This window comes from Anabaena sp. UHCC 0253, assembly GCF_009712085.1.
Lineage (GTDB): Bacteria > Cyanobacteriota > Cyanobacteriia > Cyanobacteriales > Nostocaceae > Dolichospermum.
The window spans coordinates 98,338-115,022 of the sequence record NZ_VILD01000008.1; the positions used below are offsets into that span (position 1 = coordinate 98,338).

Below are 16,685 nucleotides of genomic sequence, written 5' to 3' on the forward strand. Positions count from 1 at the left end.
AAAGCAATGATTTCACCTTTAGCAGCTTTAATACCTGTGTTGCGGGCTGCATAGGAACTTTGAATGTTGTTTTCACTTAATGGGTAAATAGTAATTGGGGATTTTTCTACGGTTGTTTGCAGAATGGTCAGGGTGCGATCGCTGCTATTATTATCTACTAATAAATACTCTACTTGATCTTGGGGATAAGTTTGCGAAAATAGACAATTCAGTAATTCTGGCAAATCTGCTTCACCATTATATATGGGAATAACCACCGTTACCTTTGGTGTAAATGGGTAATCGGTGGTTACATCAACTGGTTGGGAATTTATCATCTCAGATAAAGTGCTAAGAAACTAAAAATTGAATTTAATCCCACCCCAAAGGATGGAATTAAAACTTAAACTCTAAAATTTCAAGTCTTCAGCCCGGACACTAATAGACTGAGAATTTGGATTTGTGACTGGTTGTGCTAATTTGCCATTAGAAAGAGCAGCAATGGCGCGAAGATATTGGGGATCACTATTTGTACCAATTAAATTTGGATTAGAAGCCAATTGGCGCTCTTGAGTTTGTGTCAAGTCTAATTTAATATCGGGTACAATTCCTTTTTTGTTGATATCTGTACCATTAGGTGTGTAGTAATGAGCAATGGTGACAGCTAAACCCGAACCATCTGCTAATTTATGAACTGACTGTACTAAAGCTTTACCAAAGGTTTGACTACCAACAACCACAGCCCGTTTATTGTCTTTGAGTGCGCCGGTCAGAATTTCACTAGCACTAGCAGAATTACCATCAACTAAAACTGCTAAAGGGAGATTAGTTATAGCTGTACGATTAGCTTTTTTATCGTCGTTTAATCCTTTGCGGTCTACGGTTTTCACGATATTACCGTCATTTAGCCACATTCTAGCAATTTCTATACTCGCATCCAACAAACCACCGGGATTACCTCGGAGATCCAACACATAGGAATCCACTTTTTGAGTGTTCAATTTGCGAATGGCCACACGCATTTGATCAGCAGCGTGAGAGCTAAACTCTTGTAATCTAATATACCCGACTTTTCGACCGGCTTCTTCTTTCAGGGTATACCTAACTGTAGGAACTTCTATTGTTGCCCTTGTTAATTTTATATTAAATTTGTTCCCTGGTCGTTCCAGATCCAAGTTTACAGAAGTACCTTCTTTTCCACGAATTAATGTTGAGGCTTCTTCCAGTGTCATTTTTAAGGCAGATTTACCATTAATTGCCAAAATCTCATCGCCTGGCTTGAGTCCGGCTTTGAGTGCTGGAGAGTTTTCTATAGCTTCTATAATGGTAAGACGCTTGGTTTTTTCGTTCAATTCCATGCGAATACCAATTCCAGAGACTTCCCCAGATGTTTGATCAGTCAAAGCTTCATATTGCTTGGGGTTCATAAACCGGGTGTAGGGATCACCTAGTTTCTGCAAAGCTTCGCGGATTGCTATATAGGCTTCATCTTGAGAGGTATAATCTTTACTTAATAAACTCTGTCTGATTGCTTGCCAATCTTGTTGATTAAATTTTTCATCAACATATTCACGATTTACAACCTGCCAAACTTCATCAACTAATACTTTGGGACTATCTTGCAAAGCCGCATGGACGCAGCGTGTCCAACCTTGACTGAATACAGATAGAGTCGCAGTTGTGGCGATCGCTCCACCAATCAAAGCTGCTTGGAGGGGTGAGTAACGTTTCGCAGATTGGTTCATATATATATCAGATGAAATAGTTGTGTTTTTGACAGTTTATCCATCAGGGAATCCTGATCTCTTGTAGTTTTTCTATCCTCATAATCTCTACAATTGATCCATATTTTAGCCTTTTGTTAATGATGAGTAGTATATTCTCTTGGTGGGTTAACAAATATGGTTTGAGTTGATCACTTTTCTATATAACAACACAACCAAATGTATGAAAAAAGCATTAGTAACATTCGTAAATGCTTAATTATCCTTTCTAAGATACCACTTTCTTTTTTTTGTAGCCGTGATTTCTATCAATAGATAATTAAAGTTTTATTAGTTATTTATGAAACATAAATTAACCCTGAACTTATTAATTACTCGTCTGAGCAAATTTCATAAATTGTGGCGCTTGTTACAGAAATTATTTTGGGGTTTAAGACTACTCCTAATTAGTTGGCTGGTTTTTACTACTATAACCTTAGTTTCTGCTTCTTTAAAGCCAGTAGACGCATTTTTTGTCCTGGGTGGTAGTATTCGTCGAGAAATTCATGTCGCCCAACTAGCTAAACAGTCTCCCCTCATCCCGATTTTAATTTCTAGTGGCTCTCAAGATCCTTGTATTTGGTTGATTTTTCAGCGTGAAGTCGCAGGTTTTCAACAAGTCAGTTTAGAAAATTGCGCTACTTCGACTTTTGATAATTTTTACTATGGAACACCTATTTTGCGGAGTTGGGGAATACATAAAGTAAAATTAATTACTTCTGGTACTCATTTTTTCCGAGCTAATTTAATGGCGCGGATTATCTTGGGTTCTCATGGGATTTGGGTAGAATCGGCAGTTGTCAAAGAAAAAGGTGTTCCTGCTAATCAGGAATATTGGTACAAAACTATTTTAGATATTACTCGTAGTTTGATTTGGGCGATATTAAGTCAATTTATATATCCCCAATGTTCACATATTGTTAAATTAGTAGATGTTGATATGCCGTTTTGGGAACAAAAGGGGTTTCGCTGTGAAAATCAAGGGGGATTAAATAGATGAGCGATCGCACAAATATCTCTTCATTAATCTGAGAAAGTGCGATTATACTTCTTTCAGTGGTGGAGGCGATCGCTCTAAAACTTAGTTTAATACAATAGTTATATTGTACTACAACTAGGACCTGTAATTACACCTTTAGCAACATCAGGACCTTTAGCCGCTACATCAATCATTCCCTCGGAATATCTTCTATCTAGTGTTACAGAAAATACTCCTTTTTTAAAGCTGTTTCCTGGTTGCCATTTAATCCCGCCAATTTTCGCATTGGGATCTAATCTCACAAACTCGGCTTTTGGAGTTGCACCGACAACTTTAACGCAACTTGGTAAACCTAATACCCAATTACTTAAATCCCGAGAACGTGGTAATTCTTCCATATAATAAGACCAAGTAGAAGTATTACCTTTGTAAGTTACCCCTAAATAGTTAATACGGAAACCATTCATCAAAGTAATTGATTGATTATTTGTGGATGTGGCAACTGTTGTTCCTGTTGTTGAAGTGTTTGTCGTGTTGAAAGTGGAACTGTTAACAGTTTGTGTAAATGTCGTGTTTGTATAGCTAATATTAGTTAACTCACTAATACTACGAATTTCAGTAATATCTCTAGCATTCCAGATATTTTCAAATACTACTGTTTGATCCCGTTGGTTGGCTAAGTCATAGCGAATTTGAGCTACAACTTTCAATTCTGTATTTGATAAATCAATATTACGTAATTGCAGTTGGTTAAATTCAATTATTTCTGGTTGTAAACTGAATTTTCCTGCTTGCTTTTCAATTAGTCTTGCACCTGTATTACTATAAACTTGTACCCACCTATTTTGTCTCCGGGCATAGACAGTGTAAACTGCATTTGCATATCTAGTCACTGGTTTTTCTAGAATATCCATTTGGATAACTAAAGCCCTTTGACGCGAGTTATTTAACTTTCCACATTTTAGATATGTACTCCAATTGTTCTTCCGAAAATATTTGGTTGAACGATTTTCTTCTCTACGATATTCTCTGTGACGCTGGTTATTTCTTCTCTTCTTATCATCATCATCATCGTCATCATCATCGTCGTCATGACGCTGGTTATTTCTTCTCTTCTTATCATCATCGTCATCGTCATCGTCATCATCATCATCATCGTTATCACGATTCCTATTTTTATCCTTATCCTTATTTTTTTTAGCAAGTAATAAATTTAATTCTTGCTTTTCCTGTAACTGAGGTGATGATGAGTTAGTTTCTTGGAGATTCTCTAATTGAGAAGTGACAGAAAAAACCTCAGAGGGAAAAGACACAGCAGCTAAAACAGACAGACTGGTAAGAGTAAAAGTACCTTTACTCAAGAGAGCTAACAAAGTTTTAAGCGACATAGAAATCCTTATGTATGTGAATTGACATTTGTACTGCTATATCAAGAAATACAGTACACAGGGTTTACGGAGTTTCTATTGAAACGACTACCTATCACAGACATAAGTTCCTCAGTCTATTGCATGGCTAACTCTTCCAGAATCCTGTCTTTTTATAACTAGGGAGTATTAACAATGGATAATTGTCAATTGGTTAATTTGGCTTGAAACCTCTTTTTTTCCCTTACTTTCAAGCCTTTAGTACATAACGGCGTAAGTAACCCAACCATTAAAAATTTGTATAAAGCTTTTTTAAGCTGCTTTTTTAATTTTTAATTGTTAATTCCGTCATTCGCTATAGTCTTGAGGGATGGGTAATTATCCATTGTCAATTTTCAAACAAGATATTTAACTGACATCAGCAGAGTTAGATGTTGCTATATCCAATGTATTTACCACCAGATTCATTTGTGACAACTTCAACATATCCTGAGTCCAGCCGGGGTTAGCAAACTGGGGTAATATTTCTTGACTAAAGGCTTCTGCTGCTTTGGATCTATAGCGATTAGGGTTCAATATTAACCAAAGTGTGCGCTTCACTACAACACCTTCGATAGGAGTACGGTGGAGAACACCCATTTGTAATTCTTTAGCGATCGCCGAAGTAGAGACAAAAGCAGCACCTAGTCCCGATTGGACAGCGTTTTTAATAGCTTCGATGGAATTTAGTTCCATTTCAAACTTAAACCGCCTCGTGTCAATATCACAACGAGCTAAAACCTGATCAATAACTTTGCGGATAGTTGATTGGGAGTCTAGCGCAATGAATTGTAGTTTATATAGGTCTTCTTTTTGGATTGTTTCTAATTTAGCAAAGGGATGGGAAGTCGGTAAAATCAGTGCTAATTCATCTTCAGCATAAGGAACAGTTTTTAAAGATTCCCCTAATTCAGCGGGAATTTCCCCACCAATTATCGCCAAATCAACCTGTCCATTGGACACACTCCAAGCCGTGCGTCTAGTAGAGTGGACGTGCAGTTGTACCGCTACATCTGGATATTTTTGTCGGAATAAGCCAATCATTTTTGGCAACAGATAAGTGCCAGTAGTTTGGGAAGCACCGACAATCAAAGTCCCACCTTGGAGATTTTGTAAATCCTCAATAGCGCGGCAGGTTTCCTGACATAAACTGAGGATTTTTTCCCCATAGTTGAGGAGTAGATGTCCCGCTTCAGTCAATTGAGCGCGACGGCCACCTCTATCGAATAGGGGGACATCCAGTTGCCGTTCCAGGTTTTGAACTTGCAAACTGACAGCAGGTTGGGAGACGTAAAGACTATCAGCAGCACGCTTGAAACTCCCTTCTTGGGCGATCGCTTTGAGAATCCGTAACTGATCTAAAGTAAAAGGAAGGTCAGACATAAGGCTTAACCTAGAAACGGGAACAGGAGCAAATTTAAAAATAAATCACGGTGAATAGCTTTCTGGCTAGGCATGATTTATGGCATTGTTAACATTTGAAGACTAAATCCAAAAAAGACATTATCATAACATCTTGACAAAAATTCTCCTATGTATAATCTGTTAAAAGTCAAGATGTTTACCAATAGTAGCTTCTTCCTCACAGAAATTTGAATTGAGTTTTATTTATGATGCCCAATCCTTGGTTTACCTCCAGTCATTTTGTCATGCTGGGGTTGCAATTAGCTTTTGTGATCGCCCATAGTGGAGGTGCGGCTGTGCGTCCTTGGGCAGAAAAATATATTGGACCGAGGCTTTATCGCATTGTCTTTGCATTAATCAGCCTCCCCTTGGCTGTGTTATTAATCGTTTACTTTTTTAATCATCGGTATGATGGCTGGCAACTTTGGCAAGTACAAGGTATACCGGGTGTGGGAACATTAGTGTGGGTACTATCAGCAATATCTTTTTTGTTTTTATATCCTGCTACCTTCAATCTACTAGAAATTGCGGCTATTCAAAAGCCCCAAGTTCATCTTTATGAAACAGGGATTATCCGTATTACCCGTCATCCCCAAATGGTAGGACAGGTTATTTGGTGTATAGCTCATACCCTGTGGTTAGGTACTAGTTTCACCCTTGTCACTTCCATGGGTTTGATACTACATCACTTATTTGGAGTATGGCATGGCGATCGCCGTTTAAGTCAACGCTATGGAGAAGCCTTTGCAGTCGTCAAACAGCGGACTTCTATTATCCCCTTTCAAGCAATTATTGATGGCCGTCAATCTCTCAATTGGCAAGAATTTCTATGTCCTGCTTATGTAGGCGTTATCATTTTCACTGGTTTGTTATGGTGGTCTCACCCCTTGTTATTAGTGGCAACAAGTAGGATAATATGGTAGTTTAGTGTGATCCCCATGATCTACAAAAAATATAAATTTAACAAAATTTTGTGCTGATCACTTGCTACCAAAACAATGTACGATAAACTTAAACATCTATCATTAGACTGTTTTTCACCGGGATTAGGAAAAAAATTTGTTCATTAAACTCTGGCGAAATCTAAACCCGTAAACAAAAAGTAGCCTTCTACCTTGGTAAAAACGGGAAACAAAAATCAATCAGGATCTGAACATTGAAAACAGCCACCGTGAATGTCGCGCTGGCTTTTTTGTCAGCAGGAAAACATACTGACTTTAATTTTGGTACTCAGTAATTGGTAATTTGTCAATTACTCCTGCTGACAGCTAATTTTGATATAAAAACCTTATAACTCAAGAGGCGTCATGGTGTTGTCGGTTAGTGAACAAACATTTATTCAAGAAGTTTTAGAATCTCCAGTTCCCGTTTTAGTTAATTTTGAAGCGCCCTGGTGCGGACTATGCCGAATTATTCACCCGCTTTTACTAAAATTTCAGACCCAATGTGGTAATGAAATCAAGTTAGTGGGAGTCAACGCTGATCAAAATTTCAAGTTGTCCACTACTTATAGACTCAAATCACTACCGACTTTACTATTAATTGAAAAAGGTATAGTCAAACAACGTTTAGAAGGGTTTCGTAGTAAAGAAGATTTACGTCTAGCCTTAGAAGCAATTAAACTCAATTATACGAGTTACGAAAAAATTGATATAGCAGAAGTCAGGAATCAAGAGTCAGGAGTTAGGAGGTAAGAGCAGGGGAGCAGGGGAGCAGGGGAGCAGAGGGGCAGAGGGGCAGGGATGCGAAAGAATTTTGCCACTGACAACGGACAACGGACAACTGACCAAATCTAAAACCATGCTTAATACCCCACCCAAAGGGTATCGGGTGGGGTATTTTATCCTCAAGGGTGTGTGTCACAATTATTAACAGTTCTGAATGATTTCAGTTAACTGGAGGTTGAAGTGCGAAAATTCAAGTTAACTAGAAGGTACTGGGCGATCAGAAGCAGTGGAGGTTAGTAAATAATTCCTAGTCTCTAATTCCCAGATCCAAAACCTCACCCAATTGAATTTTCATTTTTTAACCTTCTCATTTCTTAGTACAGAATTCTAAAAGTAGGCGTTAGTGATGGAAGTAATCTATCAGTATGCCTGGCTGATTCCAGTATTACCTCTCTTGGGAGCAATGCTAGTCGGTCTAGGGCTAATCTCGATCAATCAGGTGACAAACCGCCTGCGACAGTTAAATGCTGTGGTAATTATCTCCCTCATGGGAGCAGCTATGGGGCTGTCGTTAGCTTTGCTGTGGAGTCAATTTCAAGGCCATGCGCCTTATCTTTGGACGATAGAATGGGCAGCAGCAGGCAATTTTCACCTGACGATGGGCTACACTATTGACCACCTGACAGCCCTAATGCTGGTGATTGTGACGACGGTAGCTGTTTTGGTGATGATTTACACCGATGGCTACATGGCACATGACCCAGGTTACGTGCGGTTTTACGCCTATCTCAGCTTATTTGGCTCTTCCATGTTGGGTCTAGTGGTCAGCCCCAACCTAGTACAAGTTTACATCTTCTGGGAACTGGTAGGGATGTGTTCCTACCTCCTAGTGGGCTTTTGGTACGATCGCAAAGCCGCAGCAGATGCCTGTCAAAAGGCATTTGTCACCAACCGGGTCGGTGACTTCGGTTTACTATTGGGGATTTTGGGGCTGTTCTGGGCGACAGGCAGCTTTGATTTCATGATTATGGGCGATCGCCTCTCCAACCTAGTAGAAACCGGTTCTATTAGCAATTTCCTCGCCATTGTCTTAGCGATTCTCGTCTTCCTGGGACCTGTGGCTAAATCTGCCCAATTCCCCCTCCATGTCTGGCTACCAGACGCAATGGAAGGTCCTACCCCCCATTTCCGCCCTGATCCATGCGGCAACAATGGTAGCAGCGGGTGTATTCCTAATTGCCCGGATGTACCCAGTCTTTGAAAATATCCCAGCAGCAATGAACGTAATTGCTTATACTGGGGCATTTACCGCGTTTTTGGGGGCAACTATCGCCATTACCCAAAACGACATCAAGAAGGGTTTGGCTTATTCCACCATTTCCCAACTTGGTTACATGGTGATGGCTATGGGTGTGGGTGCTTACAGCGCCGGTTTATTCCACCTGATGACCCACGCTTATTTTAAAGCGATGCTTTTCTTGGGTTCTGGTTCGGTAATTCATGGCATGGAAGCAGTTGTTGGTCATGACCCTGTATTAGCGCAGGATATGCGTTTAATGGGTGGACTGCGGAAATATATGCCCGTGACCAGTTTCACGTTTTTGATTGGTTGCTTGGCCATTGCGGGGATTCCTCCCTTTGCTGGTTTCTGGTCAAAAGATGAAATTCTCGGCGCGGCTTTTGCTGCTAACCCTTTCCTGTGGTTTATTGGTTGGGTGACAGCGGGGATTACAGCTTTTTATATGTTTAGAATGTATTTCTCAACATTTGAAGGTAAATTCCGGGGTAATGACGAGAAAATCAAGGTAAAACTCAAAAATGCGGCTGCTGCTTTAGCTGAGAAATCAGGGACATTAGAACTAGCACCTAATTTTGGTCCTGGGGCGATGAAAAAGGGAGAATTGGAAAGTCACTCCCATGATTCCCACAGCCATGAGCCTCATGAGTCTCCTTGGACGATGAGTTTACCGTTGGTGCTTTTGGCTATTCCTTCCATGTTGATTGGTTTGGTGGGTACTCCCTACGCCAATTATTTTGAGCAGTTTATCTTTCCTCCTAGCGAAACTTTAGCGGAAGTTATGGAAAAGGCTGCGGAATTTGACCCCCATGAGTTTTACGTTATGGCGGGTAGTTCTGTGGCGGTTTCTGTGATTGGGATTACTTTGGCTGTGTTGATGTATTTGGCTCGCAAAATTGATCCGAGTGCGATCGCTAAAAACATTCAACCGCTATACGATCTATCTTTGAACAAATGGTACTTTGATGATATTTATCATCGTGTCTTTGTTCTCGGTTTGCGTCGTGTGGCTAGACAAGTTATGGAAGTTGATTTCCGCGTTGTTGACGGCGCTGTCAATCTCACGGGGTTCTTTACTCTTGTCAGTGGTGAAGGTTTGAAATACCTAGAAAGCGGTCGGGTTCAATTCTATGCCTTGATCGTTTTTGGGGCTGTTTTGGGCTTGGTGATTGTTTTTGGTGTTACCTGATTTTAATGGGGGCGGTTTGTCCGCCCCTGGATTGTTTTTTTTACGAACCGCAGAGGCGCAGAGGGCGCAGAGTTAATGAACCACGAAGGCGCGAAGGACACGAAGGAAGAAAGGAAGGAAGAGAAATTTGGGTTAGGTTTTAAAAGTGGGTGTTAAAATTATTTAAGATAAACCCCAATTTCTAAACTTATCCATTTGATTATTTTTTACTGCTTCTAAGGCAATATTTGCATCAATTACCATTTCTCGAAAATAAAATTCCAAAGGCATAATTTCATCATCATTAGAAGTCTGATATATTTTATATACAATAGCATCTAACAAGGAGTGACAATATTCTCGGCTACGTTTTGCATAGTAATCTAAGAGCTTACTTTTGGTACTGCTGGAATGAACAAGCATATTACGAATACGATAAATGTTATAAACATCATCTTTAAGTTCAATAATTTTTTTAATTAAGTATTCTTCTCCATCATCTTTGTTATATAAAATATTATTTAATTCATTTAATTCAGGAAATTCTTGGTTTTGAGTATCTAATTTCCTCTTGATTTCGGGAATTTTTTCTATAAACTTATCTAAAAAATCTATTGTATCTTTATGAGCAGATAGATATTCTCGTAATTCATTATCTATAGAGTTTCCTATTCTCAATTCATCAAATGAAAAAGGTGAAACAAAAATACGTGCAGTTTGTCTTACTTGATCAAATAAATGAAATTTTAATTCACTCAATACAAGGAGTAATTGTACTGTTCTAATACCATCACCCTCAAGCCATAAATCTATAGTTTCTTTAAAAGTCTTATTTTTTGATAGTTTATCAGATATTTTAGGAAGTCTTTTAGAAAGTATTTTAGAATCTTCAGAAAATTTTTCTACAGCAAACCATGAATTTAATATTTCTTGAGAACTTTGTGCAGCTTCAGTTGCTTGTCTATACCAATCAACAGAAGACAACCATTTTCCAACAGTTGGATGACATCTATTTTCAGAAGATATCCACTGACCAAGCCTGCATCGGACATCATTGTTTAATAGACTAATATTTGCTGGATTAGGGGATTTTTTAAAGCTAACATTTTGAATTTCTCCTTGAGAATTACAAATAATCCAATCATTTGATAAGACAATAGCTTCATCTTTTCTGTTTCGGTTTGAGAGTGCATCTATAGTTCTTTCAGCCATTTGTTTAGCTTGTATTCCCATAAATTTACTATCTACACCTTGAATATCAACTGCAATACAGTAGTCTGTTCTTAGTTCAAAATCATTTGGATCTGAATCATTTACAATTGAACGATATTTTGAAAAGAATTCATTTTTTTTAATTCTTTTTTAATATATTGATAATCTCTTTCAGGATTGTAAAATTCAACTTTACCTATATTAAATTTTTCTGTAAATTTTAAGCCTTTTATATTAAAAATAACTTTATAAGTCTGAGCTTCTAAACAATAAATCTTTTTTAGTAATTTAAGTCTCTGTTGGATATTTAAATTCTCATAATAAACTCGAAGTTCTTCTCTATAATCATTAATAGATTGGGAATTTCTTGATGGTGATCCAAATACCATTGGATATAAATTATCTTGATATTCATCATCATTAATAACTACACTTTCAGATGATCCAATATCTTGAAACTCTTCCAATTGTTCATCCAATTTAAATTTTAAATCCAATATTCCCTTATTATTAAATAATAAAATTACTGTTTCTACAAGAAATTCTATGTGCTTTTTATTCATATTTTCTTTAATAAGCTCATCATATAAAACTTCAATAATTAATTCAAAACTATTTTCTTGAATTAGTTTTCTCTCGATACGTTGAATTAATATTGAAATATCATCTAATTCAAATTTGCTTGTCTTATCTTCGTCAGATAAAGATTCAGTAATAAAACATAATTCTTGATTGACTTCTTTTGTCCATAATCTTTTGATTTTGTCTAATTCGTCAATTTGCTCTTTTTTGAAACTACAATAATTAGCAATTTGTATTTTAAAAAACTTTTTAGCATAAGCATTTTTAGAAAACCGATATTTATTATTATCTATTTCCTCACGTAAATCGTTTAGAATAAATAACAAATGACGACTATAATCTCCTTTTGAATTGTTTTCAATAACATCAAATCTATTCCACCATATTTCTTGTAGAAGTTTAATATTTTTGATGACGTATTGAGGCGCGTCTGATAAAGTATAATCCATAGTTTTAGTTAAGATAAAAAGAGAGTGCGGACAAAATTCTACTACTTTATTTTGAAATAACAACAATTGTTACAAAATATCATATTCCTTTGGTTGTACAAGTTATTTTGGTTTGTAGTTCGTAGGGTTCGTTAGGAGCAAAAAAATATCATGAAACATACATTCAATTATAAACGCGACGTAACGCATATTAATTGATAAGATTAAATTTAATTAATTTTGGTGCATTACGCAACGCTTACACACCCTACTGTCTGAATCAGGATTTCCAGGATTTAAGGATGTTCAGGATGAAGAAAAAAACTCATCTTCAAAACCTGAAATATTCCCAGATAAATATTCATAAAAAATCCTGTAAATCCTCTAATCCTGGACATCCTGATTCAGACAATTAAGCATTTTCAGGGTGAAGGAAAAAACTCATCTTTAAAACCTGAAATATTCCCAGATAAATATTCATAAAAAATCCTGTAAATCCTCTAATCCTGGGTATCCTGATTCAGACAAAATAATTTATAATTAATTAAGATTAAAAAATAATTCATGTATTGTCAAAATACCAACTTCTCACGTCATGCTATCCAACAAATGTTTTATCGTCGCATTAGCAAAAAAGAAGTAGAAACTGTAATTGCTTATGGATAAATAATAGAAGAAAATCCTGATGATACACCATACCCCAGTTATTTAATATTAGATTTTGTAGAAGGTAAACCGCTTCATGTTGTATTTTCCTACGATGAAGCTACAGATACAGGATATGTAGTAACAGCTTATATTCCTGATGTTAATATTTGGTTAGATGGTTTTACAACTAGGAGAAAAATATAATGAAATGTGTAATTTGTAAACATGGAGAAACTAAACCCGGTTTAGTCACCGTCACCTTAGAAAGAGATGAATGTATTATTGTCTTAAAAAAAGTTCCCGCAGAAATTTGTGATAACTGTGGTGAATATTATTTGAGTGATGCAGTTACCGAACAGGTTTTAGAAAAAGCAGAATTAGCAATTACTAAAGGAGCAGAATTAGAAATTATTAGATATGCAGCTTAAATTTCTTCTTTGCTCCTTTGCTCCTTTGCGTATTTGCGCGAAACTAAATCTTAGAAATCTCAACAAAGTCTCACTCTGAAATTATTAACAATAAATAAACATCCTGTAAATCCTAAAATACTGGATATCCTGATTCAGACAAATATGATATTAAAAATATATCATCTACCACGTCAACAATGACTAAAAAACAAGAAAGATCAGATCAAGATAGTCCTTGGAAAGAAATATTAGAAGCATATCTTCCCCAAGCTATCGAATTTTTCTTCCCAGAAACATCTGCATTAATTGACTGGAATAAACCCTATGAATTTCTCGATAAGGAATTTCAACAAATATCCCGTCATGCAGAACAAGGAAGAAGATATGCTGATAAATTAGTTAAGGTGTTCGCTAAAAAAGGTGGCGAAATTTGGCTATTTATCCATTTGGAAGTACAAGGTACATCAGAAGACATCTTTCCTCAAAGGATGTTTACCTATAATTTTCGCATTTTTGACCGTTTCGGTAAACCTGCCATTAGTTTAGCAATTTTATGTGATCCCGATCCCAAATGGCGACCGACGGTATATAGTTATAATTATCCTCACACCAAATTAAACTTTGAGTTTGGGATAGTTAAATTATTAGACTATCAAAATCGCTGGGAAGAGTTGGAAAGGAGTAATAACCCTTTTGCTATAGTGGTAATGGCACATCTCAAAACCCAAGCAACAACTAAAAAACCACAGGAACGGAAAAACTGGAAATTTCAACTCATTAGAAGACTGTATGAAAAAGGTTTACAGGAAAAAGACATCCGTAACCTTTACCGCTTTATAGACTGGGTAATGTTATTACCAAAACCATTAGAAAGGGAATTTTGGCAAGAATTTAAAGCGTTTGAACAGGAGATCACTATGACTTATGTTACCACCGGTGAACGCATTGGTTATGAAAAAGGTGAGCAAAATTTAGTTTTGAAACAACTGAAAAACGTTTCGGAGAAATTTCCGAAGATATTCAGCAAGCAATTACTGAATTATCTATTGATCAGTTAGAATCTCTGGGAGAAGCTTTATTAGATTTTACTGCTGTTGATGATTTAATCAACTGGTTGCAACAAAATCAGGAGCAATAAATAATAGTGTTGAGGTAGATGATTAATGTTTTCCTGCATTTCATTCTACCCAACCCATCAGGATTTTAGATAAAAAGCGAATCACCAAATTACCTCACGTCCTGGAACATAATCACGGATATTTCCCCAAACTTCATTAGGGTTAATTTCTATTTCTTCCTCATGCTCCCAGAATACAATTTTACAGGTGGTGTACGTGGGAAAAATTACCAAGCTTATCGTCGAGGAAATACTGTTACTATTCATCAAGCTGATGGTACAGACATTGTATAACATTTAACTGTGGAAAAAGATCATCTTGTCAATCCTTTAATCCTGGACATCCTGATTCAGACAAATTTGCCATTTAATGTCGTACAGATGCCATAATTGCTCAATTTGAGCCAATTGGCGGGCAGTTTACCTACCAGATGTACAACAAGAAGTGGTCTAATTGGTGCATCTGGGAAGGTGGAAGATTGCCAATTTAATTAAATCAACCTAACAATGAAGGGAAAATTGCCAAAAAGCTGTTAGTTAATAACTAGTGACTTTTTGCCAAACATGATTTTAATTGCAGATTGATTGTGATGAATATAGCTAATTTCCCGTGGCTGACAACGATTATTTTGTTCCCAATAGCCGCATCACTACTACTTCCTATCATTCCAGATAAAGACGGCAAAACAGTACGCTGGTATTCCCTCATTGTCGGGCTGATAGATTTCGCGCTGATTGTTTATGCTTTTTATACTGGGTATGATTTCTCTAACCCCGATTTGCAACTGGTGGAGAGTTATCCCTGGGTTCCCCAATTGGGTTTGAATTGGTCTCTAGGGGCTGATGGCTTATCTATGCCTCTGATTCTCTTGACTGGATTCATTACCACCTTGGCGATTCTAGCAGCTTGGCCTGTGACACTAAAGCCAAAATTATTTTTCTTTTTGATTTTGGCCATGTATGGCGGCCAGATTGCTGTGTTCGCTGTCCAGGATATGCTGTTATTCTTCCTGGTGTGGGAATTGGAACTTGTACCAATTTACTTCCTGTTGTCAATTTGGGGAGGTAAAAAGCGCCAATATGCAGCAACCAAGTTTATTTTATACACTGCTGGCGGTTCGCTGTTTATTTTGCTGTCTTCCTTGACAATGGGATTTTATGGCGATACGGTGACTTTCGATATGCGATCGCTCGCCTTGAAAGACTATGCCCTCAATTTACAACTTTTACTCTACGCTGGCTTCCTCATTGCCTACGCTGTCAAGTTGCCAATCATTCCCCTCCATACCTGGCTACCAGATGCCCACGGTGAGGCTACAGCGCCTGTGCATATGTTACTAGCGGGTATTTTGTTGAAAATGGGTGGTTATGCCTTAATTCGCATGAATGCCCAAATGCTCCCCGATGCTCACGCTTATGTTGCCCCTGCATTAGTGGTTTTGGGGGTAGTAAATATTATCTACGCTGCTTTAACGTCTTTTGCCCAGAGGAACTTAAAACGGAAAATTGCCTACTCTTCAATTTCTCACATGGGCTTTGTTCTCATTGGTATTGCCTCTTTCACCGATTTGGGGTTAAGTGGGGCAGTTTTACAAATGGTTTCTCACGGATTAATTGGGGCAAGTTTGTTCTTTTTAGTCGGTGCAACCTACGATCGCACACACACCTTAATGTTAGATGAAATGGGTGGTGTCGGTAAAAGAATGCGGAAGATTTTCGCCATGTTTACAACTTGTTCAATGGCATCTTTAGCATTGCCGGGAATGAGTGGTTTTGTCGCAGAATTAATGGTATTCGTCGGTTTTGCTACTAGCGATGCTTATAACCCAACATTCAAAGTAATTGTCATTTTCTTGATGGCGGTTGGTGTGATTTTAACACCAATTTATCTACTTTCAATGTTGCGCGAAATTTTCTACGGTCAAGAAAACGAAGAGTTAGTTTCTCACCAAGCTTTGATTGATGCTGAACCCCGTGAAGTCTTTATCATTGCTTGTTTGTTGATACCCATTATCGGTATTGGTTTTTATCCCAAGTTGCTAACACAAATGTACGATGCTACAACTGTACAATTGACAGCAAGATTGCGTGATTCTGTCCCAACTTTAACCGCTGGGAAAGCATTGGAAACTGTTTCTTTAAATGCGCCAATAATTGGTAATTAATTCGTAGCTGGAGTTACGAATTATGATCAGGGTGGGTTTAATACCTGCCCTTTTTTATCTTTCAAATTCAATTAAGTAGGGCTTGCTGAAAAAGTCGTATTGAAGCCAGACCAAGAATCAATTAACAATGCTTGTAAGTGAAAACATAATTCATTGTATGAAGTAATTTGAGTAAATATAATATTTTCTAATCATCCAAATCTAAAAATAGGAAAAACATAGTATTTCCTCAAATAGATACAAAAAAAGTCATAATAATCCGCCGCAGTAATGCGGAAAGATTCATGACTAAAAAAGTTATGGCAATGGCTGTTTCTGAAGTATTAGAAAGTTTAGTCATCATTCGATCAAGACTATATCTTCTTTTGCCTTCTCCAAATTTACCTTCAATACAATTACGATCTCTCTCGTCTAATTGTGCCTGCTTTTTGGTTTCTTTGCTGACAATTTGTTGGTGGTC

Annotated in this window: 12 protein-coding genes and 3 pseudogenes; 8 read left to right on the top strand and 7 right to left on the bottom strand. The window is 37.3% G+C overall.

Going from position 1 to position 16,685, the window contains the following annotated elements; all coding sequences use genetic code 11:
- Nucleotides 1-314: glycosyltransferase family 2 protein (locus tag FJR38_RS20455; RefSeq protein ID WP_371418255.1), on the bottom strand; the 314-nt coding region annotated here is incomplete at its 3' end.
- Nucleotides 315-389: 75 nt separating this feature from the next.
- Nucleotides 390-1,724 (bottom strand): carboxyl-terminal processing protease CtpB, encoded by a 1,335-nt coding sequence (ctpB, locus tag FJR38_RS20460; RefSeq protein ID WP_168539095.1) that lies wholly within the window; start codon nt 1,722-1,724, stop codon nt 390-392.
- A gap of 319 nt (nt 1,725-2,043) precedes the next feature.
- On the opposite strand from ctpB, the gene FJR38_RS20465 reads away from it, so the two are divergent.
- On the top strand, nt 2,044-2,742 hold the full coding sequence (locus tag FJR38_RS20465) for a YdcF family protein (RefSeq protein WP_168539097.1): 699 nt from the start codon (nt 2,044-2,046) through the stop codon (nt 2,740-2,742).
- Between the two features lie 98 nt (nt 2,743-2,840).
- Here the strand turns inward: FJR38_RS20465 and FJR38_RS20470 are convergent, their stop codons facing one another.
- Both FJR38_RS20470 and FJR38_RS20475 read right to left on the bottom strand, forming a co-directional pair.
- Nucleotides 2,841-4,109: a hypothetical protein gene (locus tag FJR38_RS20470; protein WP_168538999.1), complete on the bottom strand. Its 1,269-nt coding sequence runs from the start codon at nt 4,107-4,109 to the stop codon at nt 2,841-2,843.
- Nucleotides 4,110-4,496: 387 nt separating this feature from the next.
- Nucleotides 4,497-5,510, bottom strand: coding sequence for a LysR family transcriptional regulator (locus FJR38_RS20475; RefSeq protein WP_168539099.1), 1,014 nt, complete (start codon nt 5,508-5,510; stop codon nt 4,497-4,499).
- A gap of 227 nt (nt 5,511-5,737) precedes the next feature.
- Here FJR38_RS20475 and FJR38_RS20480 point away from each other — a divergent pair, with 227 nt between their 5' ends.
- From FJR38_RS20480 to FJR38_RS29180, 3 genes and pseudogenes are all read left to right on the top strand, one after another.
- Nucleotides 5,738-6,454 carry an NnrU family protein gene (locus FJR38_RS20480; protein WP_174763497.1) on the top strand — a complete coding sequence of 239 codons (717 nt, stop codon included), beginning with the start codon at nt 5,738-5,740 and terminating at the stop codon, nt 6,452-6,454.
- 384 nt (nt 6,455-6,838) lie between these two features.
- Entirely contained in the window at nt 6,839-7,225 is a 387-nt protein-coding gene (locus FJR38_RS20485; protein WP_168491996.1) for a co-chaperone YbbN, read from the top strand.
- 379 nt (nt 7,226-7,604) lie between these two features.
- Nucleotides 7,605-9,684, top strand: a pseudogene (locus tag FJR38_RS29180) (NAD(P)H-quinone oxidoreductase subunit 5).
- Nucleotides 9,685-9,846: 162 nt separating this feature from the next.
- On the opposite strand, the gene FJR38_RS20495 reads toward FJR38_RS29180, so the two are convergent.
- The gene (locus tag FJR38_RS20495; protein ID WP_168539101.1) at nt 9,847-10,896 is read right to left on the bottom strand and encodes a hypothetical protein; all 1,050 of its coding nucleotides are present in this window, start codon (nt 10,894-10,896) and stop codon (nt 9,847-9,849) included.
- A gap of 80 nt (nt 10,897-10,976) precedes the next feature.
- Nucleotides 10,977-11,906, bottom strand: a complete 930-nt coding sequence (locus tag FJR38_RS20500) for a hypothetical protein (RefSeq protein ID WP_168539103.1) — start codon at nt 11,904-11,906, stop codon at nt 10,977-10,979.
- A gap of 543 nt (nt 11,907-12,449) precedes the next feature.
- On the opposite strand from FJR38_RS20500, the pseudogene FJR38_RS29400 reads away from it, so the two are divergent.
- The 4 genes and pseudogenes from FJR38_RS29400 (at nt 12,450) to ndhD1 (ending at nt 16,225) form a co-directional block, all read left to right on the top strand.
- Nucleotides 12,450-12,737 (top strand): annotated as a pseudogene (locus FJR38_RS29400) (DUF4258 domain-containing protein).
- Nucleotides 12,737-12,961 (top strand): type II toxin-antitoxin system MqsA family antitoxin, encoded by a 225-nt coding sequence (locus FJR38_RS20510; protein ID WP_168491989.1) that lies wholly within the window; start codon nt 12,737-12,739, stop codon nt 12,959-12,961. Before FJR38_RS29400 ends, FJR38_RS20510 begins: the two are co-directional and overlap by 1 nt.
- A gap of 179 nt (nt 12,962-13,140) precedes the next feature.
- A pseudogene (locus FJR38_RS20515) lies at nt 13,141-14,081 on the top strand (DUF4351 domain-containing protein).
- Nucleotides 14,082-14,650: 569 nt separating this feature from the next.
- Entirely contained in the window at nt 14,651-16,225 is a 1,575-nt protein-coding gene (gene ndhD1 / locus FJR38_RS20520; RefSeq protein WP_168491983.1) for a photosynthetic/respiratory NAD(P)H-quinone oxidoreductase subunit D1, read from the top strand.
- Between the two features lie 229 nt (nt 16,226-16,454).
- Here ndhD1 and FJR38_RS20525 read toward each other — a convergent pair.
- Nucleotides 16,455-16,685, bottom strand: a 231-nt coding sequence (locus tag FJR38_RS20525; protein ID WP_168539105.1) for a transposase, incomplete at its 5' end; no start/stop codon positions are given.